Origin of the sequence: Streptomyces sp. NPDC002790 (assembly GCF_040295505.1) — a bacterium.
In the GTDB taxonomy this organism is placed as follows: domain Bacteria; phylum Actinomycetota; class Actinomycetes; order Streptomycetales; family Streptomycetaceae; genus Streptomyces.
Map to the genome: position 1 here is coordinate 26,346 of NZ_JBEOVM010000008.1, position 25,674 is coordinate 52,019.

23 protein-coding genes and 1 tRNA gene are annotated in these 25,674 nt (G+C 70.5%); 15 read left to right on the top strand and 9 right to left on the bottom strand.

Going from position 1 to position 25,674, the window contains the following annotated elements:
• Nucleotides 1–16: 16 nt before the first annotated feature.
• The 4 genes from ABT004_RS06945 to ABT004_RS06960 all read right to left on the bottom strand — a co-directional run bounded on the left by ABT004_RS06945 (nucleotide 17) and on the right by ABT004_RS06960 (nucleotide 3,755).
• A complete protein-coding gene (locus ABT004_RS06945; RefSeq protein WP_351332050.1) occupies nucleotides 17–1,096 on the bottom strand; it encodes an acyl-CoA dehydrogenase family protein in 1,080 nt (359 codons plus the stop codon).
• Nucleotide 1,097: 1 nt separating this feature from the next.
• Nucleotides 1,098–2,036, bottom strand: coding sequence for a bifunctional MaoC family dehydratase N-terminal/OB-fold nucleic acid binding domain-containing protein (locus tag ABT004_RS06950; protein ID WP_351332280.1), 939 nt, complete (start codon nucleotides 2,034–2,036; stop codon nucleotides 1,098–1,100).
• A gap of 26 nt (nucleotides 2,037–2,062) precedes the next feature.
• Nucleotides 2,063–3,262, bottom strand: coding sequence for an acyl-CoA dehydrogenase family protein (locus ABT004_RS06955; protein WP_351332053.1), 1,200 nt, complete (start codon nucleotides 3,260–3,262; stop codon nucleotides 2,063–2,065).
• A gap of 187 nt (nucleotides 3,263–3,449) precedes the next feature.
• Nucleotides 3,450–3,755: a hypothetical protein gene (locus ABT004_RS06960; RefSeq protein WP_351332056.1), complete on the bottom strand. Its 306-nt coding sequence runs from the start codon at nucleotides 3,753–3,755 to the stop codon at nucleotides 3,450–3,452.
• Nucleotides 3,756–4,127: 372 nt separating this feature from the next.
• Here ABT004_RS06960 and ABT004_RS06965 point away from each other — a divergent pair, with 372 nt between their 5' ends.
• A complete protein-coding gene (locus ABT004_RS06965) occupies nucleotides 4,128–5,021 on the top strand; it encodes a bifunctional DNA primase/polymerase (protein ID WP_351332059.1) in 894 nt (297 codons plus the stop codon).
• Nucleotides 5,022–5,118: 97 nt separating this feature from the next.
• Here the strand turns inward: ABT004_RS06965 and ABT004_RS06970 are convergent.
• Both ABT004_RS06970 and ABT004_RS06975 read right to left on the bottom strand, forming a co-directional pair.
• A tRNA-Ser gene (locus ABT004_RS06970) sits at nucleotides 5,119–5,203 on the bottom strand.
• A 69-nt stretch (nucleotides 5,204–5,272) separates the two neighbouring features.
• Nucleotides 5,273–6,721, bottom strand: a complete 1,449-nt coding sequence (locus ABT004_RS06975; RefSeq protein WP_351332061.1) for a S1C family serine protease — start codon at nucleotides 6,719–6,721, stop codon at nucleotides 5,273–5,275.
• 272 nt (nucleotides 6,722–6,993) lie between these two features.
• Here ABT004_RS06975 and ABT004_RS06980 point away from each other — a divergent pair, with 272 nt between their 5' ends.
• The 3 genes from ABT004_RS06980 (at nucleotide 6,994) to ABT004_RS06990 (ending at nucleotide 9,606) form a co-directional block, all read left to right on the top strand.
• Nucleotides 6,994–7,806, top strand: coding sequence for a glycerophosphodiester phosphodiesterase (locus ABT004_RS06980; protein WP_351332064.1), 813 nt, complete (start codon nucleotides 6,994–6,996; stop codon nucleotides 7,804–7,806).
• Between the two features lie 72 nt (nucleotides 7,807–7,878).
• Nucleotides 7,879–8,517, top strand: a complete 639-nt coding sequence (locus ABT004_RS06985; protein ID WP_351332065.1) for an ATP-binding protein — start codon at nucleotides 7,879–7,881, stop codon at nucleotides 8,515–8,517.
• Nucleotides 8,518–8,619: 102 nt separating this feature from the next.
• The gene (locus tag ABT004_RS06990; RefSeq protein WP_351332067.1) at nucleotides 8,620–9,606 is read left to right on the top strand and encodes a DUF5926 family protein; all 987 of its coding nucleotides are present in this window, start codon (nucleotides 8,620–8,622) and stop codon (nucleotides 9,604–9,606) included.
• Between the two features lie 256 nt (nucleotides 9,607–9,862).
• Here the strand turns inward: ABT004_RS06990 and ABT004_RS06995 are convergent, their stop codons facing one another.
• Nucleotides 9,863–10,528, bottom strand: coding sequence for a hypothetical protein (locus ABT004_RS06995; protein ID WP_351332069.1), 666 nt, complete (start codon nucleotides 10,526–10,528; stop codon nucleotides 9,863–9,865).
• A gap of 56 nt (nucleotides 10,529–10,584) precedes the next feature.
• Nucleotides 10,585–11,280 carry a bifunctional DNA primase/polymerase gene (locus ABT004_RS07000; RefSeq protein ID WP_351332072.1) on the bottom strand — a complete coding sequence of 232 codons (696 nt, stop codon included), beginning with the start codon at nucleotides 11,278–11,280 and terminating at the stop codon, nucleotides 10,585–10,587.
• A gap of 533 nt (nucleotides 11,281–11,813) precedes the next feature.
• Here ABT004_RS07000 and ABT004_RS07005 point away from each other — a divergent pair.
• Entirely contained in the window at nucleotides 11,814–13,322 is a 1,509-nt protein-coding gene (locus ABT004_RS07005; protein ID WP_351332075.1) for a PP2C family protein-serine/threonine phosphatase, read from the top strand.
• A gap of 125 nt (nucleotides 13,323–13,447) precedes the next feature.
• Entirely contained in the window at nucleotides 13,448–14,938 is a 1,491-nt protein-coding gene (locus ABT004_RS07010) for an aminopeptidase P family protein (protein WP_351332078.1), read from the top strand.
• 51 nt (nucleotides 14,939–14,989) lie between these two features.
• Here ABT004_RS07010 and ABT004_RS07015 read toward each other — a convergent pair whose 3' ends face one another.
• The gene (locus tag ABT004_RS07015) at nucleotides 14,990–15,448 is read right to left on the bottom strand and encodes an ATP-binding protein (protein ID WP_351332081.1); all 459 of its coding nucleotides are present in this window, start codon (nucleotides 15,446–15,448) and stop codon (nucleotides 14,990–14,992) included.
• A 191-nt stretch (nucleotides 15,449–15,639) separates the two neighbouring features.
• On the opposite strand from ABT004_RS07015, the gene ABT004_RS07020 reads away from it, so the two are divergent.
• The 9 genes from ABT004_RS07020 to ABT004_RS07060 all read left to right on the top strand — a co-directional run bounded on the left by ABT004_RS07020 (nucleotide 15,640) and on the right by ABT004_RS07060 (nucleotide 25,668).
• Nucleotides 15,640–16,422 (top strand): hypothetical protein, encoded by a 783-nt coding sequence (locus tag ABT004_RS07020; protein WP_351332084.1) that lies wholly within the window; start codon nucleotides 15,640–15,642, stop codon nucleotides 16,420–16,422.
• A 154-nt stretch (nucleotides 16,423–16,576) separates the two neighbouring features.
• Nucleotides 16,577–17,317, top strand: a complete 741-nt coding sequence (locus tag ABT004_RS07025; protein WP_351332086.1) for a YcnI family copper-binding membrane protein — start codon at nucleotides 16,577–16,579, stop codon at nucleotides 17,315–17,317.
• 78 nt (nucleotides 17,318–17,395) lie between these two features.
• Nucleotides 17,396–18,079: an SCO family protein gene (locus ABT004_RS07030; protein ID WP_351332088.1), complete on the top strand. Its 684-nt coding sequence runs from the start codon at nucleotides 17,396–17,398 to the stop codon at nucleotides 18,077–18,079.
• Complete coding sequence (locus ABT004_RS07035) at nucleotides 18,076–18,540, top strand: copper chaperone PCu(A)C (RefSeq protein ID WP_351332091.1); 465 nt, start codon at nucleotides 18,076–18,078, stop codon at nucleotides 18,538–18,540. Before ABT004_RS07030 ends, ABT004_RS07035 begins: the two co-directional genes overlap by 4 nt.
• 16 nt (nucleotides 18,541–18,556) lie before the next feature.
• Nucleotides 18,557–20,476, top strand: coding sequence for a copper resistance CopC/CopD family protein (locus ABT004_RS07040; RefSeq protein ID WP_351332094.1), 1,920 nt, complete (start codon nucleotides 18,557–18,559; stop codon nucleotides 20,474–20,476).
• Nucleotides 20,477–20,484: 8 nt separating this feature from the next.
• On the top strand, nucleotides 20,485–21,795 hold the full coding sequence (gene efeB, locus ABT004_RS07045; RefSeq protein WP_351332096.1) for an iron uptake transporter deferrochelatase/peroxidase subunit: 1,311 nt from the start codon (nucleotides 20,485–20,487) through the stop codon (nucleotides 21,793–21,795).
• A 130-nt stretch (nucleotides 21,796–21,925) separates the two neighbouring features.
• Nucleotides 21,926–22,861: a prephenate dehydratase gene (gene pheA, locus ABT004_RS07050; protein ID WP_351332099.1), complete on the top strand. Its 936-nt coding sequence runs from the start codon at nucleotides 21,926–21,928 to the stop codon at nucleotides 22,859–22,861.
• 652 nt (nucleotides 22,862–23,513) lie between these two features.
• Nucleotides 23,514–24,785, top strand: a complete 1,272-nt coding sequence (gene serS, locus ABT004_RS07055) for a serine--tRNA ligase (RefSeq protein ID WP_351332102.1) — start codon at nucleotides 23,514–23,516, stop codon at nucleotides 24,783–24,785.
• A 58-nt stretch (nucleotides 24,786–24,843) separates the two neighbouring features.
• The gene (locus ABT004_RS07060; RefSeq protein WP_351332105.1) at nucleotides 24,844–25,668 is read left to right on the top strand and encodes an HAD family hydrolase; all 825 of its coding nucleotides are present in this window, start codon (nucleotides 24,844–24,846) and stop codon (nucleotides 25,666–25,668) included.
• Nucleotides 25,669–25,674: the final 6 nt, after the last annotated feature.

The window sequence follows — 25,674 nt, forward strand, 5'->3', positions numbered from 1 at the left end:
AGCTCTTCTCCGGCCTTCATGCGGCCTCCCCTCCGTCGGCCGCGCCCGCTCCCGACGCGATCACTTCGCCCAGCTCCTCCAGGAGTTCGGCGCCGCACCCCAGATATCCGTCCAGCTGCCGGCCCCACAGGAAGTGCCGGTGCACCGGGTGGTCCAGGTCGGCGCCCATGCCGCCGTGCAGATGCTGGCCCGTGTGCACGACCCGCTTGCCGGCCTCCGAAGCCCACCAGGCCGCGGTCAGCGCGTGGCTCTCGTGGTCGAGCCCGGCGTCGCGCCGCCAGGCCGCCTCGTACGCGGTGACCCGAATCGCCTCGGTGTCCATGTACGCCTCCGCTGCGCGGAGTTGGACGCCCTGCTTGGCGGCGAGCGGCCTGCCGAACTGCTCCCGCTCGTTCGTGTAGTCCACGGCTCGGGCCAGCGATCCCGCACAGACCCCGGCCTGCAGCCCGGCGAAGGCGGTCCGCGCGGCCGCGAGCACGTCCCCGTAGGCCCCTGGTCCGCCGATCCGCTCGGCCTGCGCGCCGTCGAGCACGAGCCGCCCTGCGGACCAGGGCGCGGTCAGCTCGACCGGCTCGCGCCCGGCCTCCTCCGCCCGGACCGTCCACAGGCTGTGGACATCTTTTTCTCTTTCGCCCCGCACCGCCACCAGTACGTGCGTCGCGTCCCGCAGCCACGGCACCCACGGCACGACCCCGCTCAGCCGCGCCCGCCCCTCCGGCAGGGCGTCCACCACGATCCCACCGCGCGCGGGAAACGCCCCCGCAGCCACGGCCGAACCGTCCCGCAGACCCGGCAGCAGCCGCTCCCGCTGATCGTCCGTACCGTGCGCCGCCACCGCCAGCAGGCCGTACACACAGCTCCCGGCGAACGGCACCTGCGCCGTCGTCCTGCCCTGCTCCTCCAGCATCAGGACGAGCCCGAGCAGCCCGGTCTCCTCCACCGCGCCCACGAGGCCCGCCGCTCCCAGCTCCTTCCAGAGCTCGCCGTCCGTACTGCCGCCGAGGCCCGCGAGCCGCTCCGGTGTGGACAGATCCCCGAAGATCCGCGCGGCGAGGTCCCGCGCCGCCTCCTGCTCCGGAGTAGGGGTGAAGTCCATGTCAGACCTCCCCGCCCTGGCCGGCGTCGACGACCCGGAAGACGGGCAGCTCCAACTCGTCGTCCGCAGCGAGGAATTCGAGCCGTACGGGCATCCCGATCCGCACCTTCTCGCTCGGCACCCCCACGACATTGCTCACCATGCGCACGCCCTCCGCCAGCTCGATGAGCCCGACCGCGTAGGGCGGGTCGAAGGCGGGGAAGGGTGGGTGGTGCATGACCACGTAGCTGTAGACGGTGCCCTCGCCGCTCGCCTCGACGGTGTCCCACTCCTGCCCGCCGCACGTGTTGCACCCCGGCAGCCAGGGGAACCGCAGCGTCCCGCACGCGCGGCACCGCTGAATGAGCAGCCGGTGGCCGGCGACGCCCTCCCAGAAGCCCGCGTTGTCCCGGTTGACGACGGGCCTCGGCCGCCGGGGCCTGTCCTTCTTCGCGGCCCCGTCGCCCGAACTCCGCTTGGCGGGCGTGTACTTCAGGATGCGGAACCGGTGCGTCCCGGCGAGCTCCTTGCCCACCCGGACGTTCATCCGCGTCGTAATGAAGTGCCCCGTGCCCAGCTTCGTCGTCTTCAGCGGCGAGACCGACTCGATCACCGAGTCGTACGTGATCGCGTCTCCGGGCCGCAGCGGCCGCAGATACTCCTGCTCGCAGTCGGTAGCGACGACCGACGTGTACCCCGCGCCGTCGAGCAACGCGAACAGCTCGTCGTGGGCCGGCGAGCGCCCCTCGTAGCTGGTCAGACCCGCCATCGTCCAGGCCTGCAGCATGGTCGGCGGCGCGATCGCTTCCGGCCCCTTGTAGGCGGGGTTCGTGTCGCCCATGGCCTCGCACCAGTGCCGGATCATCGGCGCGTTCACCGGGTCCAGGCCCTCGGCCTCGGTCGCCGCCGCCCGCCCCTCGAAGGTCTTCAGCTTCTCGTACGCCAAGGGCTCGTGCTCCATGAACTCCTGCCCCGCAACTCCCGCGCTCACCGCTTCCCCCTCCGCATACCGAGCCGCATCGTCGCCACGATCTCGCGCTGCACCTCACTCACCCCGCCACCGAAGGTGTTGATCTGCGCCGCGCGGTTCATCCGCTCCAACCCACCGTCACCCACGCCCGCTTCACCGCCCCCCGTATCACCGAACGCTCCGGGCGAACCGGTCCGCACCCACCCGGCGTCGCCCGCGATCTGCTGACATATTCGATACGTCTCGACCGCCGATTCCGTTCCCGCGAACTTCACGCCGCTGGCGTCTCCGGGGGCCAGTCGACCCGCCCCGACATCCCCCACCAAACGCCAGTTGAGCAGGCGCGTTGCCGCCAGCCGGGCATGCGCTTCGGCCAGTTGAGATCGGATCCAGGGCGCGTCAACACGGCGCTCGCCGGTCACCGGATCGGGGATCCGGGCGGCCTCGGCCACCCGCTCGTAGAAGTCCTCGGCCTGCATCCCGATCGCGGCGAGGGCGACCCGCTCGTGATTGAGCTGGTTCGTGATCAGTCCCCAGCCCGCGTTCTCCTCGCCGACGAGATTCGAACCGGGGACCCGGATCCCGTCGTAATACGTGGCCGTCGTGGTCAGTCCGCCGACGGTGTCGATCGGGGTCCACGAGAAGCCGGGTGCGTCGGTCGGCACGAGGATGATCGAGATCCCCTTGTGCTTGGGCGCCTCGGGATCGGTCCGGCAGGCGAGCCAGATCCAGTCGGCGTTCTGCGCGTTCGACGTGAACACCTTCTGCCCGTCGATCGCCCAGTCGCCACTCGCTTCGTCGCGCACCGCGCGCGTGCGCAGGGACGCGAGGTCCGTGCCCGCCGACGGTTCGCTGTAGCCGATCGCGAAGACCAGGTCGCCCTTGAGGATCCGGGGCAGGAAGTAGGCCTTCTGCTCCTCGGTCCCGTACTTCATGAGCGTCGGGCCCACCGTGTTGAGCGTGACCATGGAGACCGGCGCGCCGGCCCGGTACGCCTCGTCGAAGAACACGAACTGCTCGTCCGCGCCGCGCCCCTGCCCGCCGTACTCCACGGGCCAGCCGAGGCCCAGGAGGCCCTCGTCACCGATGCGGCGCAGCAGTCGGCGCTGGCCAACAGGGTCGTCGGCCGCCGGTGGGCCGTCCGGCATCAACGTACGGAATCTCTTTCGCAGTTGGGCGCGCAGCTCGCGCTGGCGCTCGGTGGGGGCGAGGTGCACGGCGGCTGCCCTCCAGGACTGGCCTCGTACCGACAAGGGTTTCTGACTGTCCGTCAGATACCGATGGGTGTCAAGAGATCAACACGCCGCCACTTCGGCACACACGCCTGCGCGGCGGCGCCGAAGCACCGCCGCGCAGACTGTCACGCACCCCACGAATGACCCCCGCCGCGCAGGAGCCGGCGGATCACCAGAGCTCGGTGAAGTTCACGTTGACGTTCGACTGGTCGATCGCCGTGAACCCGGATCCGTTCACCTGAGCCTCGTTGTTCTGGTTCGAGGCGCCGTTGCCGACGGCCTGCTGCTGCGTGGTGGACGAGTTGCCGAAGTTGTCGTCGCCGACACCGCTGCCGCTGACCGTCGCCACCCCCGCGTTCGATCCGCTGTCCGCGAAGGAGCCGTTGTCTGCCATCGCCACTCCGGAGAAGAGTGCTGCCGCAAGGGGCAGAGCTGCGACGGCGGCGATGACGCGGGCGGTACGGATGGAAGCCATGATCTTTTCCTCCAGGACAGGAAGTACGCTCCGGGCGCTCGGACAGGGTCCGGCCACCCGTTAAGTACGGGATGTACCAAGGCAGTTGGCCGACCGCCTCGGCGATGTTCACGACGTCGCGAGATCAGAATTGCCCACCGGAACCCCGGCGAACCACCCCGGAAGCCGCTATTCGCTCGCAAGCGTGAGGACATGTCGATAAACCCCCTTCACACCCGGAAAACCCCAGCTCAGGCCGGAGCGTGCCACCTCGGGACCAGTCCGGCCCAGGCGGCCCTACCGGCGAAGCGTTTCAGCACATTTTTGGTAAATGCTTCCCTCGGATGACCGCCCCCACTTCCCTTCTTCGAACGTGTGTACGAAAATGAGGGCATGGCCACCACGGACCGGCACCCGCCCCACTGCCCACCACACCCGTCTCTCGCGACCCTGGCCCTCGCGCACGCCCTGTCCGCCGCCGAACGCGGGCTCGCCGTCATCCCCCTGGCCAGGACCAAGCTCCCGGCGCTGCCCTCGCCGCACCGCAGCGACCCGCCCTCGGCCCCGCGCTGCCACGGCGAATGCGGCCTTCCGGGGCACGGCGTGTACGACGCCTCGACCGATCCCCGCCGCATCCGCGCGCTCTTCGCGGCCGCCCCCAGGGCGACCGGCTACGGCATCGCCTGCGGCCTGGCCCCGCACCACCTCATCGGCGTCGACCTGGACACCAAGTCCGGTACAGATGCCTCCGCTTCCCTGCGTGAGCTGGCCTTACGGCATCTGTTCACGATCCCCGACACGGTGGTCGTGGCCACACCGAGCGGCGGCCGGCACCTGTGGCTCTCCGGGCCGCCGGACACCGTGGTGCCCAATTCCGCGAGCCGCCTCGCCCCCGGCATCGACATCCGGGGCGCCGGCGGCTACCTCGTGGGGCCCGGCTCCCGCACCGAGCACGGCGTCTACGGCACGGTCCCGGGCACCGGCCACCTGCCGCCCGCACCCTGCCCACCGGCGCTTCTGCGCCTGCTCACGCCCCCGCCGCGCGCGCACCACCCCATGACGGGGCGTCCCGGTCAACACGGTCTGGGCCTCGTCCAGTTCGTTCTCAGCGCCCACGAGGGCCAGCGCAACACCCGCCTCTTCTGGGCGGCCTGCCGCGCGTACGAGAACGGCGTCGGCGACACCCTCTCCGACGCCCTGACCGACGCGGCGGTGCGCACCGGCCTGACGGAACGCGAGGCCCGCTCCACGATCGCCTCGGCAGAACGCCTCACGGCGGATCCCTAGGGCCTGCCGAAAGGGTCGGCCAACCAAGGACGAGAGCCCTACCGAACGCGAGCGAGCCCCCGACCCTGATCCCGGGTCGGGGGCTCGCTCAACTGCGCGGTGGGTGTGGGATTTGAACCCACGGAGGCTCTCGCCTCGACGGTTTTCAAGACCGTTCCCTTAGGCCGCTCGGGCAACCCACCCCGCGCTTCGACGGTCTTGAAAACCGTCGAGGCGCGGGACAAGCGTAGCGGGTCGGTTCGCGGGCCCGGTCAGCTGTCGCCCTTGCGCTCGCCCAGGGTCACGTCGGCCGTGTGCTCTTTGCCATCGCGCGTGTAGGTGAGCTTCACGGAGTCGCCCGGCTTGTGCTGCCAGATCTGGCCGATCAGGGTCGGTCCCGAGTCGATGGGCTGGTCGTCGAGCTTCGTGATGACGTCGCCGGGCTTGAGACCCGCCTTGTCCGCCGGGCCGTTCGACGTGACGGCCGCGGAGCCACCCGCGCCCTGCTGGGTGATCTTCGCGCCGCCGGTGCCCTCCTCCAGGGAGACGGAGGCCCCGATCACCGGGTAGACCGGCTGCCCGGTCTTGATGAGCTGCTGGGCGACCATGTTGGCCTGGTTGATCGGGATGGCGAAGCCGAGACCGATCGAGCCGGACTGGCCCGAACCGCCGCCCATGCCGCCGCTGGAGGCGGACTGGATGGCGGAGTTGATGCCGATCACGTTGCCGTTGCCATCGAGCAGGGGGCCGCCGGAGTTGCCCGGGTTGATCGACGCGTCGGTCTGCAGGGCGCTCATGTACGAGGCCTTGCTGGTGCCGGAGCCGTCGCTGGAGGCCACCGGGCGGTCCTTGGCGGAGACGATGCCCGTGGTCACCGTGTTCGACAGGCCGAAGGGCGCGCCGATCGCGATGGTCGAATCGCCGACAGCGACCTTGTCGGAGTTGCCGAGGGTGAGCGGCTTCAGGTTGTCCGGCGCGTTCTTGAGCTTGATGACCGCGACGTCGTAGCCCTGCGCCTTGCCGACCACTTCGGCGTCGTACTTCTTGCCGTTCGAGAACGTCGCCGACAGCTTGCCGCCGTCCGCGGCCTCCGCCACCACGTGGTTGTTGGTGAGGATGTGGCCCTGCTTGTCGTACACGAAGCCCGTGCCGGTGCCGCCCTCGCCGTTGTTGCCCTCGGCCTCGATGGTGACCGTGCTGGGCAGCGCCTTGGCGGCGATGCCCGCGACAGTGCCCTTGTCGCGCTTGAGGTCGGCCGGGTTGGAGGCAGAGACGGTGGTCGAGCCGGTGTCCGAGCCGTCACCCCGCTCGGCCGCCCAGTAGCCCACGCCGCCGCCGACCGCGCCCGCGACCAGTGCCGCCGCGATGATCCCGGCGACCAGGCCACCGCGCCGGCCGCCCGGCTTGGGGGGCGGCGGCTGGTAGGAGGCGCCCCAGCCTCCTCCGCCGCCACCCGACCCGTAGGAGGGCGTGGCGGGCGGCGGGGGCGGCCAGTCGCCGCCATGGGCCGGTCCTGCCGCGCCCGGCGCGGCTCCCCCGAAGGGCGCCGCGGACGCGGCGGGCGCTCCGGGCCCGCCGTGACCAGCGGGCCTCGGATCCTGGCTCGCAGGGTCGGCCCCGGCCCCCTGGGGAGCGGGCGCGGGAGCAGCGGGAGCGTCCACCGGCACGGGAGGTGCGGACGGGGCCGGGGGAACCTCAGTGCCCTCGTTCTCGGTGCTCACAGCTTTCTCTCCTCGATCCACGGCTGTCGTCGCCGGTCCATCCTGGCTGGCTGCTCAAGGCAGGCGACTTCCACTTGTGCCGTCGCCGTCCCGGCATGGCCCTGTCATGGGCCACGTGTCCTGTTGTACGTCGTCAGCCTTTCCCACGGGACGTCAGGCCACCGTAAGGCGATCCTGTGCGTCCCCCGCCATCCTTTACGTCCGGCAAAACGGACGCATCCGCTGGGCCGAACTTTTCCGGGTCGCCTGCCGCGCGATGGCACCATGACGCGGTGACCCTCGCACCACAGCAACGCATTCAGGTCGTCGCCCACCGCGGTGCCTCTCAGGACGCCCCCGAGCACACATTGGCCGCCTACAAGAAGGCCATCGAGGACGGCGCGGACGCCCTCGAATGCGATGTGCGGCTGACGGCCGACGGACATCTCGTATGCGTGCACGACCGTCGCGTCAACCGTACGTCGAACGGCCGTGGGGCCGTCTCCACACTGGAGCTCTCGGAGCTCACCGCCCTGGACTTCGGCTCCTGGAAGGGCCACGACGAGGTCCCCGACTGGACGGGCAGCGCGTCCGACACCTCCGCCACCTCCGTGCTGACACTGGAACGTCTTCTGGAGTTGGTCACCGACGCGGGGCGCCGGGTGGAGCTGGCGATCGAGACCAAGCACCCCACACGGTGGGCGGGGCAGGTGGAGGAGCGGCTGCTGCTCCTGCTCAAGCGGTTCGGCCTGGACGCTCCGGCCGCGGGCGAGCCCTCGCGCGTGCGCGTGATGAGCTTTTCCGCGCGCTCCCTGTCGCGTGTCCAGGAGGCCTCTCCGACGCTGCCGACGGTCTACCTGATGCAGTTCGTCTCGCCCCGCCACCGCGAAGGGCGCCTCCCCAAGGGCGTGCACATCGCGGCCCCCAGCATCCGGATCGTGCGCAATCACCCCGCGTACGTCGAAAAACTCGCGCGCGCGGGTCACCAGATCCATGTGTGGACGGTGGACGAGCCCGAGGACGTCGACCTCTGCGCGAGCCTGGACGTCGACGCGATCATCACCAACCGCCCGGCTTCGGTGCTGCGCCGACTCGGCAGGGGCTGAATCCGGCCACCTTTCCCCAACGCCGTCACAGGGTGTGCACCGGCGCGTTCGGACCGTATTCGATCGTCACGAGTGCGTCACCGGAAGCGGGATGGCCGGTTTCCGGTCCAGTCCATTGGGGCATTCACACCGTGGCGTGGGGCAAAGGAGGTCTCGGGGGTGGCGTTGGTGGTGGCACAGGAGGTGCCCGCGTCGTCGAGCATGGCCGTACCCCATGGCCCTGCGGGCGTGGGCGCGGCAAGGCGTCGTATGCGTGATCAGCTGCGCATCAGTGGCGTACCGGAAACGGTCATCGACGATGCGGTTCTCATCCTTTCCGAACTTCTCAGCAATGCGTGCCGGCACGGCCGGCCGCTCGGCGACGATCTGGCCGGCGACGGTGACGTACGCGCCGCATGGCGGGTCGACGACCGTGGCTGTCTCGCGGTCGAGGTGACGGACGGCGGCGGGCCCACCCGCCCGATTCCGGCCACTCCCTCGATCACGGCACACGGCGGCCGCGGGCTCAACATCATCACGGCGCTCGCCGACGACTGGGGCGTACGCGACGGCATGCGCGGCGAGGTCACCGTCTGGGTGACCGTCCACAAGGACGTCCACGCGGAGGCCATGGTCGAGCGCCGGGACGACTTCGCCTCGCGGGTGGCCGCGCCGCCCGTGGCGGACCTGGCCGACCTGGGCTTCCCGGACGCCTTCGACGACCTGGGCTGAAAGCCGCTCGGGCGCGGCCAGTTGGGCGCATCCCCCTCTTGTCGGTACGAGCGGCTAGGCTCGCGCCGTACGTACGAGAGCCGTATCCGGGAGACACCCAAGATGGCCAAGAAGCGCCCGCAGACCAAGGGCAAGCAGCACGTCACCGATGGTGCCCGCGCCGGAGGCGCCGAGGGGGACTTCCCGGTCGTCGGCGCCCGCGAACCCTGCCCCTGCGGCAGCGGTCGCCGCTACAAGGCGTGCCACGGCCGGGTGGCCGCGCACGCCGCGACCGAGCTGGTGCAGCGCCCCTTCGAGGGCCTGCCCGGCGAGGAGGACTGGGTCGCGCTGCGCGAGCTGGTGCCCGCCGCGACGGCCGGGCTGACCCTGAAGGACGGCCTCCCCGAGGGCGTCCCCTCGGTGACCCTCGCCACCGTGCTGCCCATGGCCTGGCCGGCCCTGCGCCGCGACGACGGCTCGGTCCTGCTCGGCCTGCAGAACGACACGCCTTCCGGGGACATCAGCCGCGACCTGGCCGACACGCTGCTGCGCGCGCTGGCCGCGGAGCCGGGCAACCCGGTGCAGACCCGCCGCGCACCGGCCGACGGGCCGCGCCTCCAGGACGTACTCGCCCCGGAGGGCGGTTTCGAGCCCATCGTCCACACGGGTTTCGAATTCTGGGTGCCGGACTCGGAGAACGCGACGGGTGAGGTCGCCGCCTCCCTGGAGCGGGCCAACGCCGCGGCGATCCCCACGGTGAAGCTCTCCGGCGTGGACAGCGCCTACTGGTGCGAGACGCCGGAGAAGAACCACCTCCGGTGGGTCATGCCGCACGCGGAGGAGAAGCTGCTCGACGCGCTGGCGCGGCTGCACGCGGCGGGCACGTCGTCGCTCGGCGACGGCACCCGTCTGGTGGGCTCCTTCAGGGCGCACGGCCTGACCGTTCCGGTCTGGGACCTGCCCAGCTCGATGCAGGCACAGGACGTCGAGAAGCCGGCCGCCGAGTTCGCCGAGCGACTGGCCGACGCACTGGCCACGGACGCACCGCTGACCCCGGACGAGCGACGGGCACGCGGGGGACTCACCAATCGACAGGTGACGCTCAGCTGAGTCACAGCTTCAGATGGGGCGGGCTGACCGACCAGTCAGCCCATCGGAACGGGGACACCCGATGGACCCGCTTCACCGAACCGCAAGGTGAGCCGGGTCACAACTCCCGGTAGTTGCAGGTAAATCCATGTCCGAATAGAAGAGATCGAATTTGCTAACCGGCGATCTCTTGTTACCGTTCAAGTAGCCCGGTTGCTGGTGCATCCCCCGTCGCCAGCAACCGGGCGCTTCCATGTGCACTCGGTGCCCGCCGGTCTCAACCCCCGTGCGACGGCGCCGAGTTGCTTCCGGAACGCAGCAGCAGCGGGCCTTCCCCGCCCCTCGCGTACTCCGCCACCGCCGTGTACTCGTCCGGCTCTCCCCGCGTACGTCCCCGTGGTGTCTCGCACATCCCCGGCTCGTCCTCCGCACCCACGGAACAATGCAGCTGCACCGTGCGTCCGCCGGGCGCCATCAGGGTCAGTACGGCCGTCAGACCCGCCCCCGTCGCGTTGCGGTAATAGGTACGCGCCCACGTGTCGCGTCCCTGGACGAGCACGCAGGTCTGCGCCTCGATGCCGTCCGGGGCGGACAGTTGGGGGCCGCAGTGGGCCTCGGTGGACAGGCCGAGACCGGTCAGCAGGGAGGGCTTGCCGGTCTCCTGCTCAGCCGGTGTGCCGCCACCGCTGCCGGTCGCCTTGCCGTCCCCGTTGTCGTTCGCCTTGGCGGCATCCGCATCGGTCGCGTGGGCTTCGGTGGCCGCCTGCCGCGTGGGCCCGTCGTCCACCGGCCCCGCGGACGCGCCCGCCAGCGGCAGCGCCGCTGTGAGGACCACCACGGCGAGCAGACCGAAGAGCCGGAGTCGCGCGTGCGGTCGCTCCCGCTCGGTCGCGTCCAGGAACTGCTCGTCCGGGAGCTGGGGGAGGCGTGGCGCGGCAGGCATGCGCCGAAGATATCGGCGCACACCTGGCTCACCGGCCCGCCGCGCGCCGGATTCCGCTACAACTCGGGCGCGCTCACACCCGTACGGGTGAGGGCGTCGACCAACGTGCCGACCACGGCTTCCACATCCGGCGTCCACGGGGCCGCCGAACCGGGGAGCGGCGCGCGCTCCCAACGCACCTGCCCCGCGCCCGAGATCGACGGCGGCAGGGCGAGATATCCGCCCTCACCGTGGAACCGCAGCGAGCCGGGCACGAAGTCCTGCGCGTACAGGAGTTCGCCGAGCTGCTCCATCGAGTACGGCGCCACGAGGATCGCGATCCGCTCCGGCGTCGCGATCACCGGGCCGAGCCGGACGTCCCTGCGGTCGAGCGCCGCGAGTGCGCGGGCGCCCGCGACGGCGGGGAGGCTCACGACACAGGGCGCGTGCCCCCCTGAGACCGCGGAAGGGGCACCAGTGGCGAGCACGATCGGAGCGTCGGGACGGTTGGTCCACCACCAACGGACCATGCGCTCATCGGTCGTCGCCGCGAGCAGCCCCGGGTCGAAGGGGTGCGCGCCCGGCACCGTGCACTCCGGGTCGGGGCAGGCGCAGCGGACGCCGTCACGACGGCCTCCCGCTTCGAGCCCTATGCCCGGCAGGACCGGCCACTGCCACGCTGTCGCGAACGTGAGGGCCGCGCTGAGCAGGTCAGACTTCCCGTTGTCACGCCTGGACAGGAGCCTGCGTCGCCTTCCGAGGATCTCGCGCATGAGCGCTCGTTCCTTTCCGTAGACCGAAGAGAACGCTATGGGCCACATCACACCATGTGTCGATCAGTCACTGCGTGTACGTGTTGCAGCGCCGCACCTCAGCCCGAACCGCCGGCCTGAAGCAGGGGTAACCCCTATAGTCCGAGCGCCTGCTGTGTGCTTGAAAAGCCTGGCGTGGGGTGGCGGCGCCTGGCGTTTGCCGTCCCGCGTATTTCTCGCCGCCTCCGCCACGGGAGGATGGGACACGGTCGCCGATGGTTATGACGCCCGGTTCCGTCACCAGGTTCCGGGCGGATCCCAACTGCCCCTGGTCTTCACCGACTACGTACCCATCGCGGCCGCTATGACGCTCTGTCGACCACAGCTGAACAATGCCAGTCGACCGCAATAAGCGCTTCCCCCAGGCGGTTTTTGGCCATCTTCGAACGATCGGTATCGGCTTGGGATCAAGGTCGGATCACATATGAGAACCGAGATCGTTTTACTGCCGATACCGCTTGACCACGGCAGACACCGGTAATCCCGACGGGACAATGCTGGACATCCCCCAACGAGTCCGTGTACATGTGGAGGCATTGCCGGCGGCGCAGAATGACATGGGGGTTTGCGATGCTGATGAGCAATATGCACCGGTCGGAAAGCCGGAAGCCATGACAACCCCACGCCTGCCGAAAGTGGCTGGAATCGATTCCTCTCCTGGACAGGTTCCCTCTCCCGCCCCCAGCGTCGCGCCCGCTCCCCCCGTGTCGCAGGTCACTCCCTCCGCCGTGGCACCCGGAGCCGTGATCCAGGACCGGCTCGCGGGCTGGGTCTCCGATCTCACGACGCTGCACGAACTCACGGAACGGCTGGCCCGCACGGCCGCACTCGAGGACGCACTGCACGAACTGCTGCGCGCCGGAGCCGCCTTGGTGGGCGCCCGGCGCGGACTTGTCATCCTGGAACCGGGCGACGGGCGCGGCCCCGACACCACCATCGGCCTCGGCCTGTCCCGGCCCGACCTCGGGCACATCGAGACCGTGCCGCGCGGCGCGACCTCGTACGGGCGGATCCTCGACGGGCTGTCCGCCGACCCCGAGGCACGCGCCGACCTGCTCGCCGAGGACGGGCTCGACCCGCGCCACCGCGAGGTCGCCGCGCGCCTGGGCTACGCCGCGAGTTACACGATGCCGCTCGCCACCGAAGCGGCCGGCCGGCTCGGCGCCGCGGTCTGGCTCTACGACGAGCCGGCCGAGCCCGTCGAGCGCCAGCGCCACCTCATCGGCCTGTACGCGCGCTACGCCACCGAACACGTCGCCCGCCTCCTGGAACTGGAGCGCACACGCGCGTGGTCACGCACCGTCGCCGACGAGCTGCTGCCACCGCGCCTGCCCCGGGTCGCCGGGGTGCAGCTCGCCGCCCGGCACCGCACGGGACCGCGCGGCGGCGGCGACTGGTACGACGCGCTGCCGCTGCCCGAGGGGGCGCTCGGGCTCGCGGTCGGTTCCGTCAGCGGCTCCGGCGCGAGCGCGGTCGCGGCGATGGGCCGGCTGCGCGCCTCTCTGCGGGCGTACGCGGTCATGGAGGGGGAGGACCCGGTGGCGGTCCTGTCCGACCTGGAGCTTCTGTTGCGCCTGACCGAGCCGGCGCGCAGCGCGACCGCCCTGTTCGCGTACTGCGAGCCCGCGCAACGCAAGATCGTCCTCGCCGGGGCCGGGCACAGCCCGCCCCTGGTGATCGGCGAACGGCGCACCGAGTACGCCGAGACGACGCTGTCCGCGCCCCTCGGGATGCTCGCCTGCTGGGAGGCGCCGAGCGTGGAGATCACCCCGGCGCCGGGCGAGACCGTGCTGCTCTACACGGACGGCCTTCTGCGCCGCACCGGCGATCCCATGGACCGCGCGTTCGCCAGGCTGCACGCGGCTGCCGCCAGCGTGCCCAAGGCCGTCCGTGACGACCCCGGGGCGATCGCCGACCACGTGCTGCGGTCGATGCTCCCGGACGGCCTCGACACGGCCGAGAGCGAGGAGGACGTGGTCCTGCTCGCGGCCCGCTTCGAGTGACCTCAGGGACGCTGTGTGTAACGGGCCCTCCGGCCCTGGACCCCCTTCCGTACGCTCGTACGATGGAGGGGGTCCACTGCCGTATCCAGGGCATTTCACCGGACCTGCCGCGTCAAGGAGGAACCGTGTCGGAGGAGCTCAACCCGGGCTGTGTTGAAGATGCCGCTACCGCGGCGGGGCCGGAGGCCGCCGAGGCCGAGGAGCCCATCAAGCAGCGCAAGAACGGCCTCTACCCGGGCGTGTCCGACGAGCTCGCCGAGAACATGAAGTCCGGCTGGGCCGACACCGAGCTGCACGACCTGCAGCCGTGTCCGCAGGCCACCGAGACCGCCGCCCGCCGCGCCGCCCTGTCCGCCCGTTTCCCGGGCGAGCGTCTCGTGGTGCCCGCGGGCAACCTCAAGACCCGCTCGAACGACACGGAGTACGCCTTCCGCGCCTCCGTCGAGTACGCGTACCTGACGGGCAACCAGACGGAGGACGGCGTCCTCGTCATGGAGCCCAAGGCCGGGGGCCACGACGCCACGCTCTACCTGCTGCCGCGCTCCAACCGCGAGAACGGCGAGTTCTGGCTCGACGGCCAGGGCGAGCTGTGGGTGGGCCGCCGCCACTCCCTGACCGAGGCCGAGAAGCGCTACGGCATCCCCGCCTCCGACGTGCGCGAGCTGACCGACAAGCTGGCCGAGGCCACCGGCCCGGTGCGCGTCGTGCGCGGCTACGACGCCGGCGTCGAGGCCGCCCTGACCGACAAGGTCACCGCCGAGCGCGACGACGAGCTGAAGGTCTTCCTCTCCGAGGCGCGCGTCGTGAAGGACGCGTTTGAAATCGGCGAGCTGCAGAAGGCGGTCGATTCGACCGTGCGCGGCTTCGAGGACGTCGTGAAGGTGCTCGACAAGGCCGAGGCCACCTCCGAGCGCTACATCGAGGGCACGTTCTTCCTTCGCGCGCGCGTGGAGGGCAACGACATCGGCTACGGCTCCATCTGCGCCGCGGGCCCGCACGCCTGCACGCTGCACTGGGTCCGCAACGACGGCGCGGTCCGCTCCGGCGACCTGCTGCTGCTCGACGCCGGCGTGGAGACGCACACGTACTACACCGCCGACGTCACGCGTACGCTGCCGATCAACGGCACGTACAGCGAGCTCCAGCGCAAGATCTACGACGCCGTGTACGAGGCCCAGGAAGCCGGTATCGCGGCCGTCAAGCCGGGCGGCAAGTTCCGGGACTTCCACGACGCCTCACAGCGTGTGCTCGCCACGAAGCTCGTCGAGTGGGGCCTGGTCGAGGGCCCGGTCGAGCGCGTCCTGGAGCTGGGCCTGCAGCGCCGCTGGACCCTGCACGGCACCGGTCACATGCTCGGCATGGACGTCCACGACTGCGCGGTCGCGCGGACCGAGTCGTACGTGAACGGCACGCTGGAGCCCGGCACGGTGCTCACGGTCGAGCCCGGTCTGTACTTCCAGGCCGACGACCTGACCGTGCCGGAGGAGTACCGCGGCATCGGTGTCCGTATCGAGGACGACATCCTCGTCACCGAGGACGGCAACAAGAACCTGTCGGCCGGGCTGCCCCGCAAGGCCGACGAGGTCGAGGCGTGGATGGCTCGCCTGAAGGGCTGACACCTCGCATGAAGGAGAGGCCGCGCCTACGTAGGCGCGGCCTCTTCGCGTTCACACCGCCATCAGCGGCGCGTCCTCCCGCCACTTGAGGATCTTGTCGAAGCTGACCACGGCGCCGCCCCTGCCGGGTCTGTTCACGAAGTGCACGTGGTCGGCGAGTTCCTGGATCAGGCACAGGCCGCGGCCGTGCTCCGCGTAGTCGGGCGCCGGGCGGACGGACACCGCCGCGTGGCCACCCGCGGCGGCGAAACCGGGGCCGGTGTCGGCCACTTCGATGCGGCACATCTCGCCGTCCAGGTACGCGGTGACCCGGAACGCGTCCGTCGCCTCGCTCGTCGCCGCCCCACCGTGCTCCACGGCGTTCGCACACGCCTCGCTGAGCGCGACCGACAGATCGTAGGAGACATCGGGGTCGACGCCCGCGGTCTCCATGGTGCCCATGAGGAGGCGCCGGGCGAGCGGCACGCTCGCGGCATCGCGCCGTAGATGGAGGGACCACCAGATGCTCATGCTCCCGCCTCCCGGCCGCGACTCGACATACCGATACGTATTGCCGCCACCGGCCCGGCGCAATCGTGCAGTTGACGTGATGACGCCCATACGGCCGATGCGCATACGGGGGTCGGCCGTGTACGGGAGATTTGGGACCTTGCGGACCTGCTGTATGGAGCGTGTGAAGCCAGTGCGATGATGAGGCCGCCATGACTGCCCCCCACGAGCGCCAGGCGCGCAGCGCGGCCGATCTCCGGCTGCTCAGGGCCGCGGTGTTCGCCGCGGTCTGCGTCACGCTGTCCGCGGCGGGGCACGTCCTCGGTTCGACGGCCACCGTCCCGCTGTGGACGCTGTCGCTCGGCTTCCTCGCCGTCTTCTGTGTGGCCCTGCCCCTGGCGGGACGCGAGCGGTCGCTGCCGGGCATCGCCGCCACGCTGGGCGCCGGACAGATCGCGCTGCACAGCCTCTTCGGCCTCGGTCAGCAGCACACCATGACCATGACGGCCGGGACGAGCGAACCTTCAGCGGTCGAGCGGGCCGCGCGGCTCATGTGCGGGGCGGGCGCGTCGACACTCAGCCCGGCGCAGGCCGAGCGGATCCTCGACAACGCGCGCGTGCCCTCCGGCGACGCACACCACATGGCGGGCACGGCCGGCTCGGCGATGTCGCTGCTGCCGTCCCTGCCGATGCTCCTCGGACACCTGCTCGCCGCGGCCGGCGCGGGCTGGCTGCTGCGCCACGGCGACCTCGCCCTGAGCCGCATCGTGCGGCTCTCCGCGTACGCCGTCATGGACGTGGCGCCCATCCGTTCGCTGCGGGCCGTCCTGCGCCTCGTACGCCTCCTCCAGGCCGGGTTCCGGGATGCGCCCGTCCCGGCGCCCGCCGTGCGTGCCGGGTTCGCCGAACCACCGGCCCTGCGGGCAGCGGTACTTCAGCACTCGGTGAGCCGGCGCGGGCCACCCGCGACCGACACGTTCCTTCTCGCTGCCTGAACGGCACGCGTACTCCACCGCGTACTGCGGGGGTGAGCCGTGCCGTGGGCACGCGCGCGTACCCGCTCTTTCACCGCATACGTAGTGCGGTGTTTCGCGGTCGCGCCCCTCTCACCTGTCGCTGGATCCCGCTGAACGTGGAGTTCTCCCTGTCATGAAGAAGATGTCCCGCGCCGCTCTCGTCGGCGCCGCCGCCGTCTCCTCCGTCGTCCTCGTGTCCGCCCCCGCCTTCGCGCACGTGAGCGTGCAGCCGGAGGGCGAGGCCGCCAAGGGCGACTACGCCGTCGTCGACTTCAAGGTTCCCAACGAGCGCGACGACGCCGCGACCACCAAGGTCGAGGTCAACTTCCCGACCGAGCACCCGCTCGCCTCGGTTATGCCCGAGCCCGTGCCCGGCTGGAAGGCCGACGTCACCAAGAAGAAGCTCGACAAGCCGATGGAGATGCACGGCGAGAAGATCACCGAGGCCGTCTCCAAGGTCACCTGGACCGCGACCGGTTCCGGTAAGGACAAGGGCGTGCAGCCCGGCTACTTCCAGAAGTTCCCGGTGTCCGTCGGTCAGCTGCCGACCGACACCGACCAGCTCGTCTTCAAGGCGCTCCAGACGTACGACAACAAGGAGGTCGTGCGCTGGATCGAGCCGCAGCAGAAGGGCCAGGAGGAGCCGGAGTTCCCGGCCCCCGCCCTTGAGCTCTCGGCCGCATCGGACGACGGGCACGGTGCCTCGGGCGCCTCCGACGACGGCGCCAAGAAGGAGACCGCCGCCGCGAGCACGGACTCCGGCGGTTCCGGCAGCGACACCACCGCCCGCACGCTCGGCATCGTCGGCATCGTCGTCGGCGCCGCCGGTGTGGCGTTCGGCGTCATGGCGGGCCGTCGGCGTACCAACAGCTGAGCCACCCTCGGCGGGTGCCGGGGTCGCGGTGGGCGACCCCGGCACCCGCCGGCCACCTCACATCTGGGACATTTTTCTATGCGCAACCCCCGCAAGAACACGAATTTCAACAGGAAGAGCCTGCTGGCCGCGGTCGGGCTCGTCACCGTCGCGACCTTCGCCCTGTCCGCCTGCGGCAGCGGCGACGACAGCGGCAAGCCCGTCGCCGAGGTGTCCTCGGACAGCGGTGCGAAGAAGGCCGCGACGGTCCTCGACAAGCCGTTCAAGAAGCCGGATCTCGTCCTCACCGACACCCACGGCAAGAAGTTCGACCTGCGCGAGCAGACCAAGAACAAGCCGACGCTGATCTACTTCGGCTACACGCACTGCCCCGACGTCTGCCCGCTGACGATGAGCAACATCGCCGTCGCCAAGAAGTCGCTGCCCAAGGCCGAGCAGGACAAGCTCCAGGTCGTCTTCGTCACCACCGACCCGGACCGCGACACCCCGTCCGTCCTCGGCAAGTGGCTCAAGGCGCAGGACAAGGACTTCATCGGCCTCACCGGCGACTTCGCCACCATCCAGGGCAGCGCCCGCACGCTCGGCATCTCCATCGAACCGACGCAGAAGGACAAGAACGGCAAGGTCGTGTCGATGCACGGCACGCAGGTCATCGCCTTCTCGCCGAAGAACGACGCCGGATACGTGCTGTACGGCGAGGACGCCACCGTCGACGACTACTCCAAGGACCTCCCCAAGATCGTCAAGGGGGAGAAGCCGTGAGGCGCACGCCCCTCGCCCTCGGCGCCCTCACGCTCGCGGCGGGGCTCGCCCTGACCGCCTGCGGATCCGGCTCCGAGGCCGCCGACAAGCCCGACGTGAAGGTCGAGGGCGCGTTCATTCCCGAACCGGCCTCAGGCGACATGGCGGCCGGGTTCTTCACCGTGCACAACAAGGGCGCCGCCGACACCCTCACGTCCGTGAGCAGCGGCATCTCCCAGAAGGTCACCCTGCACAGCACCAAGGGCGGTGTGATGAAGGAACAGAAGTCCTTCGCCGTGCCCGCGAACGGCGAGCTCGACTTCGAACGCGGCGGCAACCACCTCATGTTCGAGAACCTGAAGCGCAAGCCCGCCGAGGGCGACAAGGTGTCGGTGCAGCTGCACTTCGCCAAGTCCGGGACCGTCACGGTCTCCTTCCCGGTGAAGGTCGCCACCTACAACCCGTCGCACGCTTCGCACTGAAGGGGCTGACCCGTACGTGAAGACCATCGCTCCCCGCACCTGGCAGCTGGTGCTGCTCTTCATCGCCGTCACCGGCGCACTCCTGGCCGGCGCCGCCCCCGCGTCCGCGCACGCCGCGCTGACCGGAAGCGACCCCAAGCAGGGAGCGGTGGTCGACGCGGCGCCGAAGAAGGTGTCGCTCACCTTCTCCGAAAGCGTCGCGATCTCCGACGGCGCGGTCCGTGTCCTCGACCCCGCGGGCAAGCGTGTCGACGACGGAAAGGTCGCCCACCCCGGCGGCACGACCTACGCGGTGGGACTGCACTCGGGCCTGCCAGACGGCACGTTCACCGTCACCTACCAAGTCGTCTCCGCCGACAGCCACCCCGTCGCCGGCGCCTACACGTTCTCCATCGGCGCGCCCTCCAAGACGTCCGCGGTGGTCGCCGACCAGAACGCGGGCGGCGGAGTCGTCGGCGGGATCTACGGCGTCGCGCGCTACGTCTCGTACGCGGGCTTCGCACTGCTGGTGGGCGGCGCCGCGTTCGTGCTCGGATGCTGGCGGCGCGGCGCGGGCAGCAAGCCGGTGCAGCGCGTCGTGGTCGGCGCCTGGACCGCGCTCACCGCCGCCACCATGGCCATGCTGCTGATGCGCGGCTCGTACACCGGGTCCGGGAAGCTCGGCGACATCTTCGACATGTCGCTGCTCGGCCAGGTCCTGCAGACGAAGACCGGCGCCGCGCTCACGTCCAGGCTGCTGCTGCTCGCGGCGGCGGCCCTCTTCATCGCCGTGCTCTTCGGCGCCTACGCGAAGAAGAACGAGGAGACCGCACAGGGCAGCGCGGATGGCGAGGACACGGGGGCGAAGGAGCGCAACGATCTCACCTTCGGGCTCTCCGTCGGCGGCACCGTCGTCGCGGCCGGGCTCGCCGCCACCTGGGCCATGGCCGAGCACGCCTCGACCGGCATCCAGGCGGGCCTCGCGATGCCCGTCGACGTACTGCACCTGCTGGCCGTCGCCACCTGGTTCGGCGGACTGACCACGCTGCTCGTCGCCCTGTACCGGGTGCCCACGATCGAGGGCTCCGTGGTGCGCCGCTTCTCACGGGTCGCCTTCTGCAGCGTCCTCGTCCTCGTCGCGACCGGGCTCTACCAGTCGTGGCGCCAGGTCGGCTCCTGGTCGGCGCTGACCGGGACGGCGTACGGGCAGCTGCTGATGGTGAAGGTCGGGCTGGTCGCCGTACTCGTCGGCGTCGCCTGGATCTCCCGGAAGTGGACGGCTCGGCTCACCGAGACCGCGACCGCCGCCCCGGCGGCGGGGCAGGCGTCCGAGGTCTCCGAAGAGAAGGAGCCGGTCTCCGTGACCGTCGGAGGGAAGGCTGCGAGCCCCGAGCGTGCGGCCCAACTCGCCCGGCAGCGCGCCGCGATGGCGAGCGCGCGCGAGAAGCGGGTGCGCGACGCCGATCCGCACCGCTTCGGGCTGCGCCGCTCGGTGCTCGTCGAGGCGGGCATCGCGGTCGTCCTGCTCGCCGTCACCACCGTGCTGACGTCCACCGAGCCGGGCCGTACCGAGGAGGAGGCCAAGTCCGCCACCTCGGCCACGCAGGCACAGACCGGGCCGCTCTCCCTGAAGATTCCGTTCGACACCGGCGGCGCGGACGGCAAGGGCACCGCCCTCCTGGAGATGGACCCCGGGCGTACCGGCAACAACGAAATGCACCTCTACATAGAGCGGCCGAACGGCAAGGCCTTCGACGTCCCCGAGGTGAAGCTCGCCCTCACCCAAGAGGCGAGGAAGATCGGGCCGCTGCCCGTCGTGCCCGACCACATCGCCACGGGCCACTGGACGGCGAGCGGCGTGCAGATCCCCGCGGCGGGCGACTGGAAGGTCGCGCTGACCGTGCGCACGTCGGACATCGACCAGATCACCATCAACAAGAACGCGAAGATCGGCTGAACCGCCCCATGGCTGACACGTCTGACACGGCTGACACGACCGAAACGGCTGACACCAAGAGCGGCGCCGCGTCCTCCCCGCAGGCCGCGGGCATCTCGCGGCGCCGACTGATCGGGACGGCGGGTGCCACCGGCGTCGCCCTCGGCGCCGTCGGTGCGGGCGCGGGGTATGCCGTCGGCTCCTCGAACTCCCCCGAACAGCAGGCCACGTTGACCTCGATCGGGGCGGACGAGGTGATGTTTCACGGGAAACATCAGCCCGGCATCACCACCGCGATGCAGTCCCGCGGCCACGTCGTCGCGTTCGACCTGGCGGCGGGCGCGGGGCGCAAGGAGGCCGCGGCCCTGCTGCGCCGCTGGTCCGCGACGGCCGAGCGGCTGATGGCGGGCAAGCCCTCGGCCTCGGACGACACGGACGTGGCCCGGGACGCGGGCCCCTCCTCGCTGACGGTCACCTTCGGCTTCGGCCACAGCTTCTTCTCCCGTACGGGACTCGAGAAGCAGCGCCCCGCCGCCCTCGACCCGCTGCCGGACTTCTACTCCGACCACCTCGACAAGGCGCGCAGCAACGGCGACCTGTGGGTGCAGATCGGCGCCAACGATCCACTCGTCGCCTTCCATGCGTTGCGTGCGATCCAGAAGGACGCGGGATCCACCGCCAAGCTGCGCTGGCAGATGAACGGCTTCAACCGCTCGCCGGGGGCCACCGCCCACCCGATGACGGTCCGCAATCTGATGGGCCAGGTCGACGGGACGGACAACCCCAAGCCCGGCGAGGCGGACTTCAACAAGCGGATCTTCGTGCCCGGTTCGGGCTCCGCTCAGTCCCCCGCATGGATGGGAGGCGGCTCGTACGTCGTCGTACGCCGGATCCGGATGCTCCTCGACGACTGGGAGAAGCTCTCCACGGCGGCGCAGGAACACGTCATCGGGCGCAAGAAGTCGAGCGGCGCCCCGCTGACCGGCGGCAAGGAGACCACCGAGCCGGACCTGGAGAAGACGGACGCGAACGGTGACCTCGTCATCCCGCTCAACGCGCACTCCCGCATCACCCGGCCCGACCAGAACGGCGGATCCGCGCTGCTGCGCCGCCCCTTCTCGTACCACGACGGCTACGACGAGGACGGCTCCCCGGACGCCGGGCTGCTCTTCATCTGCTGGCAGGCGGACCCGCTGCGCGGCTTCGTGCCGGTACAGCGCAAGCTCGACCGCGGCGACGCCCTGTCGAAGTTCATCCGGCACGAGGCGAGCGGGCTCTTCGCGGTGCCGGGCGGTGCGGAGAAGGGCGGTTATGTGGGGCAGCCGTTGCTGGAGGGGTAGGCGGGGCCGGGGGCCGTCGCCGGGGGGCGGGCTGGGCCGTCGCTGAGTGGTCGGGGGCCCGGTCGCCGGTTGGGGTAGCACCTGCACGTACCCGTGAGCCCGGCCTCGTACGGCGCATTAGGGTGAGCCCATGCCAGCCAGCTACGCGTATCTCGGCCCCGAGGGCACCTTCACCGAAGTCGCCCTGCGCACGCTCCCGGAGACGGCCACCCGGGAACTCGTCCCCGTGGTGTCCGTGCCCGCGGCGCTCGACGCCGTCCGCAGCGGCGAGGCCGAGGCCGCGTTCGTACCGATCGAGAACTCCGTCGAGGGCGGCATCACCACGACCCTCGACGAGCTGGTCGCAGGCGAGCCGCTGATGATCTACCGCGAGGTGCTGCTCGACATCACCTTCGCGCTGCTGGTCCGCCCCGGCACCGCGATCGCCGACATCAAGACGGTCACCGCGCACCCGGCCGCCCAGCCGCAGGTGCGCAACTGGATGAAGGGCAACCTGGCAGCGGACGTGACCTGGGAGTCCGCGGCGTCGAACGCCGACGGCGCGCGCCTCGTCCAGGAAGGCCGCTACGACGCCGCGTTCGCCGGCGAGTTCGCGGCCGAGAAGTACGGGCTCGTGCCGCTGGTCACCGAGATCCACGACGCCGAGAACGCGCAGACCCGCTTCGTCCTCGTCGGCAGGCCGGCCCGGCCCGCGGCGCCCACCGGCGCAGACAAGACCTCGGTCGTCATCTGGCAGCGCGAGGACCACCCCGGCGGGCTGATGGAACTGCTCCAGGAGTTCGCCATCCGCGGGGTCAACCTGGTGCTGCTGCAGTCCCGGCCCACCGGAACGGGCATCGGCGACTACTGCTTCGCGATCGACGCGGAGGGGCACATCGCGGACCGCCGGGTGGCGGAGGCACTGATGGGGCTGAAGCGGGCGTGCCCGGAGGTGCGCTTCCTCGGCTCCTACCCGCGGGCCGGGGTCACCGTCGAGGATGTGCGCACGCCGCGCTCGGGAACCTCGGACGGCGAGTTCGTGGCGGCGTCCGACTGGCTGGCGCGCTGCCAGGACGGCCGGTTCTAGGGCCTGTCTTCCCCTAGGGCCTCGCCCCGTAGTTTTCCGCCGGAGCCGAAGTTTTCCACCGTCGGGTCCGGCTCTTTTTTGTCTGTACAGCCGGTCCTACCAGCGGATTTTCTTCATCCACAGAAGTTATCCACAGGGCGCCTTCTCGACCTGGGGACAAGTCGACAGGAAGGTGCCAGTTGGTCGACAAATCGGCCCACAGATCCCAGATGCATCCACAGCCCGGCAGGTCACCCTTCGTCCATACATTTCCTTTGATCAACTCTTTGGAGTGAAGCATTTCCACCCGAAAGTGAGCTTGCAAGCGGTTTGGGTGGGGAATTCTTTGCTACACATGTGGCTTTCGGAATGATCACTTCCGGCATCCACAGATCTTTCTCACAGCCTGTGGATAACTTTTCGGGTTCGCGCATCGCTGTGGACAGCGGGGCCCCAAGTCCCGGCCGCGACAAGGGGATCGGGTCAAGGTGAAGCGCCGCATCTGCCCCTTTCAAGGGAAGGTGTCGGGTTTTCCTTGACGCGCCTCGCGGGACCCGAGTGGATCTTTTCCGGCCGCACTCCATCCTTAATTCACATTCCGGCAAATAGGGCATAAGGGAGTGCAACGGATATCGGGTCGTGGGCCGGAAGCGGGCAACGGTAACCTTGAGGGGTGATTGACCTTCGCCTGCTCCGTGAGGACCCCGACCGTGTTCGCGCCTCCCAGCGCGCCCGTGGAGAGGACGTCGCGCTTGTCGACTCCGTCCTGTCCGCCGACGAGCGGCGCAGGTCGTCCGGGCTCCGCTTCGACGAACTCCGTTCCGAGCAGAAGTCGCTCGGCAAGCTGATCCCCAAGGCCTCTCCCGAGGAACGCCAGGAGCTGCTGAAGAAGACCGGCGAGCTCTCCGCCGCCGTCAAGGCCGCAGAGGTCGAGCAGCGCGAGGCCGAGGAGGAGACGCAGCGCCTGGCGCTCCAGCTGGGCAACCTCGTGCACGCCGACGTCCCGCGCGGCGGCGAGGAGGACTTCGTCGTCCTGGAGACGCACGGCACGATCCGCGACTTCGGCGCCGAGGGCTTCGAGCCCAAGGACCACCTGGAGCTCGGCGAGGCGCTCGGCGCCATCGACGTCGAGCGCGGCGCGAAGGTCTCCGGCTCGCGCTTCTACTACCTGACCGGTGTCGGCGCGCTCCTGGAGCTCGCGCTCGTCAACGCGGCGATCGCGCAGGCCACCGAGGCCGGCTTCACGCCGATGCTGACCCCGGCCCTGGTGCGCCCGCGCGCCATGGAGGGCACGGGCTTCCTCGGCCAGGCCGCCGACAACGTGTACCACCTGGAGAAGGACGACTACTACCTGGTCGGCACCTCCGAGGTCGCACTCGCCGGCTACCACATGGACGAGATCCTCGAGGCGGACCAGCTGCCGCTGCGCTACGCCGGCTTCTCGCCGTGCTTCCGCCGCGAGGCCGGCACGTACGGCAAGGACACCCGCGGCATCTTCCGCGTGCACCAGTTCGACAAGGTCGAGATGTTCTCGTACGTCGACCCGGCGGACGCGGAGAACGAGCACCAGCGCCTCCTGGAGTGGGAGAAGCAGTGGCTGACCGGCCTCGAACTGCCCTTCCAGGTGATCGATGTCGCCACCGGTGACCTCGGCTCCTCTGCCTCGCGCAAGTTCGACTGCGAGGCGTGGATCCCGACGCAGGGCAAGTACCGCGAGCTGACCTCGGCCTCGAACTGCGACGGGTTCCAGGCGCGCCGCCTGTCGATCCGGATGCGCGACGGGAAGAAGACGCAGCCGCTGGCGACGTTGAACGGCACGCTGTGCGCCGTCCCGCGCACGATCGTCGCGATCCTGGAGAATCACCAGCAGGCCGACGGCTCGGTACGGGTTCCGGAGATGCTGCGGCCCTACCTTGGGGGACGCACCACCCTGGACCCCAAGTAATCGCAGCCCGAACGGCCCGCGCAGCCGTGCTGCCTGTATCTCCTGGAGCCGAACGCCAGTGAGCCACCCCGCTCCCCCCGCCCCTGCCTTTCCGTACAAGCTCGTGGCGACCGATCTCGACGGAACGTTGCTGCGTTCCGACGACACGGTCTCCGAGCGCACGCGTGACGCGCTCACCGCGGCCACCGCGGTGGGCGCCGCGCACATCATCGTGACCGGCAGGGCGGTGCCCTGGACCCGGCACATCCTCGACGACCTCGGCTACGAGGGCCTCGCGGTGTGCGGCCAGGGCGCGCAGGTCTACCACGCGGGGGAGCACCGGCTGCTCACCTCGGTGACGCTCGACCGGCAGCTGGCGGGGCTCGCGCTCGCCAAGATCGAGGCCGAGCTCGGCCCGCTGGCGCTCGCCGCGAGCCGCGACGGTATCGAGGGCGAGGTCATCGTCGGCCCCGGCTACGAGGTGCAGGAGGGCCCGCTGCCGGTCGTCCCGTTCACGGAGCTCGCAGAGCTGTGGGCGCAGCCGCTCAACAAGGTGTACGTCCAGCATCCGGGCCTGACCGACGACCAGCTGGCGGAGGTCGCGCGCACCGTCGCCGGCGGGCTTGTGGGGGTCACGATGGCGGGCGAGGGCATCGTGGAGCTGCTCCCGCTCGGCCTCTCCAAGGCCACGGGCCTCTCCCTGGCGGCCCGCCGGCTGGGTGCGAAGGCCGTCGACACGATCGCCTTCGGCGACATGCCCAACGACATCCCGATGTTCGGCTGGGCGTCCTACGGCGTGGCCATGTCCAATGCCCACGAGGAGCTCAAGACGGTGGCCAGCGAGGTGACGTCGTCGAACGAGGAGGACGGCATCGCGGTGGTGCTTGAGCGGTTGCTCGGTTGAGCGGTT

Excerpts from the sequence above, each read along its gene's own strand:
- ABT004_RS06945 (WP_351332050.1), bottom strand. The coding sequence starts at position 1,096 with ATGGACTTCACCCCTACTCCGGAGCAGGAGGCGGCGCGGGACCTCGCC.
- ABT004_RS06950 (WP_351332280.1), bottom strand. The coding sequence starts at position 2,036 with ATGGAGCACGAGCCCTTGGCGTACGAGAAGCTGAAGACCTTCGAGGGG.
- ABT004_RS06960 (WP_351332056.1), bottom strand. The coding sequence starts at position 3,755 with ATGGCTTCCATCCGTACCGCCCGCGTCATCGCCGCCGTCGCAGCTCTG.
- ABT004_RS06965 (WP_351332059.1), top strand. The coding sequence starts at position 4,128 with ATGGCCACCACGGACCGGCACCCGCCCCACTGCCCACCACACCCGTCT.
- ABT004_RS06990 (WP_351332067.1), top strand. The coding sequence starts at position 8,620 with ATGGCCAAGAAGCGCCCGCAGACCAAGGGCAAGCAGCACGTCACCGAT.
- ABT004_RS06995 (WP_351332069.1), bottom strand. The coding sequence starts at position 10,528 with ATGCCTGCCGCGCCACGCCTCCCCCAGCTCCCGGACGAGCAGTTCCTG.
- ABT004_RS07000 (WP_351332072.1), bottom strand. The coding sequence starts at position 11,280 with ATGCGCGAGATCCTCGGAAGGCGACGCAGGCTCCTGTCCAGGCGTGAC.
- ABT004_RS07005 (WP_351332075.1), top strand. The coding sequence starts at position 11,814 with ATGCTGGACATCCCCCAACGAGTCCGTGTACATGTGGAGGCATTGCCG.
- ABT004_RS07015 (WP_351332081.1), bottom strand. The coding sequence starts at position 15,448 with ATGAGCATCTGGTGGTCCCTCCATCTACGGCGCGATGCCGCGAGCGTG.
- ABT004_RS07020 (WP_351332084.1), top strand. The coding sequence starts at position 15,640 with ATGACTGCCCCCCACGAGCGCCAGGCGCGCAGCGCGGCCGATCTCCGG.
- ABT004_RS07025 (WP_351332086.1), top strand. The coding sequence starts at position 16,577 with ATGAAGAAGATGTCCCGCGCCGCTCTCGTCGGCGCCGCCGCCGTCTCC.
- ABT004_RS07030 (WP_351332088.1), top strand. The coding sequence starts at position 17,396 with ATGCGCAACCCCCGCAAGAACACGAATTTCAACAGGAAGAGCCTGCTG.
- efeB (WP_351332096.1), top strand. The coding sequence starts at position 20,485 with ATGGCTGACACGTCTGACACGGCTGACACGACCGAAACGGCTGACACC.
- pheA (WP_351332099.1), top strand. The coding sequence starts at position 21,926 with ATGCCAGCCAGCTACGCGTATCTCGGCCCCGAGGGCACCTTCACCGAA.